The sequence below is a fragment of the Arsenicibacter rosenii genome (genome assembly GCF_001870735.1).
GTDB lineage: Bacteria > Bacteroidota > Bacteroidia > Cytophagales > Spirosomataceae > Arsenicibacter > Arsenicibacter rosenii.
The window spans coordinates 1-3,917 of the sequence record NZ_MORL01000071.1 but is presented as its reverse complement, the minus strand read 5'-3'; the positions used below and the strand labels follow the sequence as shown (position 1 = coordinate 3,917).

Annotated in this window: 5 protein-coding genes and 1 pseudogene; all 6 read left to right on the top strand. The window is 45.4% G+C overall.

Features of this window, described 5'->3' with window-relative positions; genetic code table 11:
• Window positions 1-386, top strand: a pseudogene (locus BLX24_RS33000) (Fic family protein); the annotation flags it as partial.
• A gap of 224 nt (window positions 387-610) precedes the next feature.
• Window positions 611-880, top strand: coding sequence for a helix-turn-helix domain-containing protein (locus BLX24_RS29605; protein ID WP_071506823.1), 270 nt, complete (start codon window positions 611-613; stop codon window positions 878-880).
• A gap of 5 nt (window positions 881-885) precedes the next feature.
• Entirely contained in the window at window positions 886-1,149 is a 264-nt protein-coding gene (locus BLX24_RS29600; protein WP_071506819.1) for a hypothetical protein, read from the top strand.
• A 183-nt stretch (window positions 1,150-1,332) separates the two neighbouring features.
• Window positions 1,333-1,707: a helix-turn-helix domain-containing protein gene (locus BLX24_RS33720; RefSeq protein WP_229201920.1), complete on the top strand. Its 375-nt coding sequence runs from the start codon at window positions 1,333-1,335 to the stop codon at window positions 1,705-1,707.
• 39 nt (window positions 1,708-1,746) lie between these two features.
• Window positions 1,747-2,661: a DUF8464 domain-containing protein gene (locus tag BLX24_RS29590; protein ID WP_083422263.1), complete on the top strand. Its 915-nt coding sequence runs from the start codon at window positions 1,747-1,749 to the stop codon at window positions 2,659-2,661.
• Window positions 2,662-2,865: 204 nt separating this feature from the next.
• On the top strand, window positions 2,866-3,771 hold the full coding sequence (locus BLX24_RS29585) for an ArdC family protein (RefSeq protein ID WP_071506818.1): 906 nt from the start codon (window positions 2,866-2,868) through the stop codon (window positions 3,769-3,771).
• Window positions 3,772-3,917: the final 146 nt, after the last annotated feature.

Below are 3,917 nucleotides of genomic sequence, written 5' to 3'. Positions count from 1 at the left end.
TCGTGTCCGGATTTTTAGGACCATATCAACTTTACGAGTTGGGCCGGATTGAGCTTTTTAAGGATGTCTTTCTATGGGCCTATGAGCGATCCGCTTTACGGTATGCTGCCATCCGTCAATCGTTAGGAGAACCCGATGCCTTTCGGCTTACCTATCGGGAAGAGATTCGGAGAGTCATTGCAGCGATTATTTCCGGAGCAATGTCCCAAGAAGAGGCTTTAAAAACCATTCGGGAAACCGCTCAAAAAGTACCTCCATCGGAGCAGAGAAAGTTTGTCGAAATTGTGGAGACCGAGCTTCTGGCTTTGCATGAGGGAAATTACGCTCGTTACCGGGTTAAACCATCCGAATTTTCTCGTTGGAAAGATATATGGGAAAGGCCTTAACTCATGAGTTTAACAGAAACATCAACATAGGGCGTCAATCCAGGAAAGAGGTGTCTTCAACAAATGATAAAACCCTTTCCTCTAGCTAACCATCTGAGCACGAATCTTCCATTCCACCTCATCTGGGGTATACCCGTCTTATCCTACCCACTCATTATGTAGGCTCAAAGGCAAAATAAACCAGTTAAAGGCGTGGCCATTTGAAAATTTTCCTACATTCGGTCATGGAAGTGATCTGTATCGAAACCGAAGCCTTTTATGCTCTGATTGAGAACGTGGTCGAACGTTTGGAAGGGAAAAGTGCCGCCAAAGAAGAAAAATGGCTCAGCACCGATGAAGCCATGACACTTTTGAATATCAAGTCAAAAACGACCCTTCAAAAGCTTCGGGATGAAGGTAAAATTCGGTTCTCTCAACCTCAGAAGAAACTCATCGTTTACGACCGAGATTCCTTACACGCGTATTTAGAAAAGAATGCCCGCGAAACCTTTTAGACACGATGGAAGATAAAGAATTCACCCCGGACGAAGAAAAAAGGTTTATCAAAGGCTTTAATGAGGGCTACCAACTTCGTGAACATGAGCCTAAGCTGCTGGACACCTTCCTGAAAGGCCTGGTTTCGGATGACTCTCTCAGGCTCCAAGGCATCAAAGCGGGCAGCAAACAACGGGAAAAAGAACTTGACCGTGAGTATCTGAGAAAAACACTGGAACAAGGGGGGCAGGGTAAGGAACAGGAGCGCGACAAAGAATGGGACCGATAAATCTTCTTCTGAATTACACCATGCGTCATTAATGCATATTAATCTGATAGGTATTTTACCCACTTTCTATTTCCGGCTATTATAAACACCCCTTCGCCAACTCTTTTTCAGGGGGTTCACATTATTCCATATCTCGTTGAAACTACTTCAGTTTCCAGATCTATACCGGATGTCCGGCAAGAATTGCTGATTCGTAAAGAAGCAGCCCGTCTGTTGAAAATTTCACCGGGTACGTTAGCGGTCTGGGATTGCACAGGCCGTTACCATCTTCACCCGGTAAAGCTTGCCCAAAAGGTTTATTATCAAAAAAGGGATTTGATTTGTCATCTTCTGTTGTCAGAGGATATGACCTTGCTGGATGAGCCGTTACTGACGCGCCAGGAAGCTGCCCTTTTTCTGGATAAAACATGCGGTACACTTGCCGTCTGGGACTGCCTGAATCGATATGATTTGAGCCCTATCAGGGTTGGTTCCTGTATCCGGTACAGCCGTACCTACCTAATAAATTTTCTTAACCAGCAAATGGAAGAGAAATATGTTCTGAGAACAGCCGCGTAATCACTACTTTCCACCGATTTGAACGCCCAAGGAGCATCAATGATGAACATTGAAACGGCCCGTACGATTGCTTTGTCTGAAATCTTGCAGAAAATAGGATTGACCCTAGTAAAAAAAAGATCTTCCGGTGAATGGTACTATTCACCATTCCGCCAGGAAAGAACGCCAAGTTTTAAAGTAAATACCGTCTTGAATACCTGGTATGATTTTGGAGAAGGCCTGGGTGGTGATCCGATTGATTTTGTCTGTCACTATCTTAACAGCAGCGATACCGGAAACTCGATTTCAGATGCTCTAAGGTGGCTTGGTAATATGTTTCCTGCTGATCATTCTGTCTGTATTTATCCCACCTGGGAGAGTAAAAGCGAGGAAAATATCCTCATCCTGAAAAGCGTCAAACCCCTCACACACGTTGCGTTGATCCGCTATCTGGAAAGCCGGGGTATTTTGAAGGAAGTTGCAGTAAAGTATCTCCGGGAAGTGCGCATTTACAACCAGAGGACCGGTAAAGAGTATTTTGCGGCTGCCATCAAAAATGAAGAAGATGGCTATGACTACCGTAATCTCTACTTTAAAGGTTGTGTCAAAAAGAAGGCCATTTCCTTCATTCGAGGCACGGTGGTAGGCACAAATGGTATTCATATTTTTGAGGGATTTATGGATTTCCTGTCTACCATCACCAAGAAGAACGGCATTATGTTTGAAGAGGATGTGATGATTTTGAATTCCATCTCGTTACTAAAAGATGCAACGGCCTACATTCGGGGCTTCGGCTATCAGACGGCATTCACCTGGTTAGATAATGATGATCCAGGTCACAAAGCGACCAAGGCTTTTGGTGCCTTTTTCCACTCGGAGCATATTCTTCATGTGCCAATGAACCACCAATACGCCCATGGTAAGGATGTGAATGAAGCTCATATGCTTAGCATGGGTTTAAAAATCGGATCTTGAAGCCAAGCAGACTACTCTTTCATGAATCGGTGAATAGCTGGAACTGGCAGTCCTATAACCGCGATGGTTCTCGTACTAACTTTTATTTGCCTCGGACTTTGCCCTTCCACCCGCCAGCCAAAATAACAGCCGGATGCTCGCTACTTTCCGGCAATAGGCGTACCCCATACCTCATCCACCTCTAGCCAGGAAAGGATTTAATTCATGGCTTCTCAATTTTTAACCCAATCCCCAACCAGCCGGAAGGATCTCTATCAGCAGGTTACCGATACCATTATGCGTCAGCTCGATACAGGAACCATCCCGTGGCAACAGCCCTGGAAAAGTGACACTGCCAGACTTTTAGCCCTTCCGGAAAACAGTACCACTGGCAAACAGTACCGGGGAATCAATATCCTTCTCTTATGGGCATCCGCCCTCGAACGGAAATATGCTTCTCCCGAATGGGCTTCTTTCAAGCAATGGAAGCAAAAAGGTCAAATCATCCGCAAAGGCGAGAAGGGCAGTCTTATCGTTTACTACGATACGTTTGAAAAAGAAGTAGACGGAGAAGTCAAGAACATACCCTTTCTGAAAGCTTCTGTTGTTTTCAACCGGTGCCAGCTTAAAGACTACGTTCCCAGTCTGTCACCGGAAGCAGAGCAGGGTTCTTTACCGAAACGGCTGTCACTGGTCGAAGCATTTGTTCAAAACACCCAGGCCTGTATTGACTATACCGGGAACGAAGCCTGTTATGTCTCTGCACTCGACAAAATCTATATGCCGTCCCTGGAAGCATTTGTTGATACCCCGGTATGTTCGGCAACGGAGCATTTTTATTCTACCCTCCATCATGAGTTGATCCATTGGAGTGGAAATCAGAAACGGCTGAACCGCAACATGGGTAAACGTTTTGGTGATAGTGCCTATGCGGCTGAAGAACTGACCGCCGAACTTGGAGCTGCGTTTCTTTGTGCCAGCTTCGGCCTTCCTACTACCGAAAAAGGAAACCATGCCAGTTACATCGACCACTGGAAACAAGTGCTTCAAAAAGATAATCGTTGCCTGATTGTTGCCGCCAGTGAAGCCTCGAAAGCCGTTGATTACCTTCATACCTTGCAGCCCACATAGGGGCTGTATACCAAATCACGCCACTCAACCCCACAACAGGATATACTGATGAAACTTGCTTTTTCCATCGAAGAAACCTCAGAGCTTTGCGGCTTGGGACGAACTAAAATCTATGAGTAATTCAAGTTGCGTGATATAGAGTTTTG

Bases quoted from the DNA above. Each gene is read 5' to 3' on its own strand.
- BLX24_RS29585 (WP_071506818.1), top strand. From the start codon at position 2,866: ATGGCTTCTCAATTTTTAACCCAATCCCCAACCAGCCGGAAGGATCTC.
- BLX24_RS29590 (WP_083422263.1), top strand. From the start codon at position 1,747: ATGATGAACATTGAAACGGCCCGTACGATTGCTTTGTCTGAAATCTTG.
- BLX24_RS29605 (WP_071506823.1), top strand. From the start codon at position 611: ATGGAAGTGATCTGTATCGAAACCGAAGCCTTTTATGCTCTGATTGAG.
- BLX24_RS29600 (WP_071506819.1), top strand. From the start codon at position 886: ATGGAAGATAAAGAATTCACCCCGGACGAAGAAAAAAGGTTTATCAAA.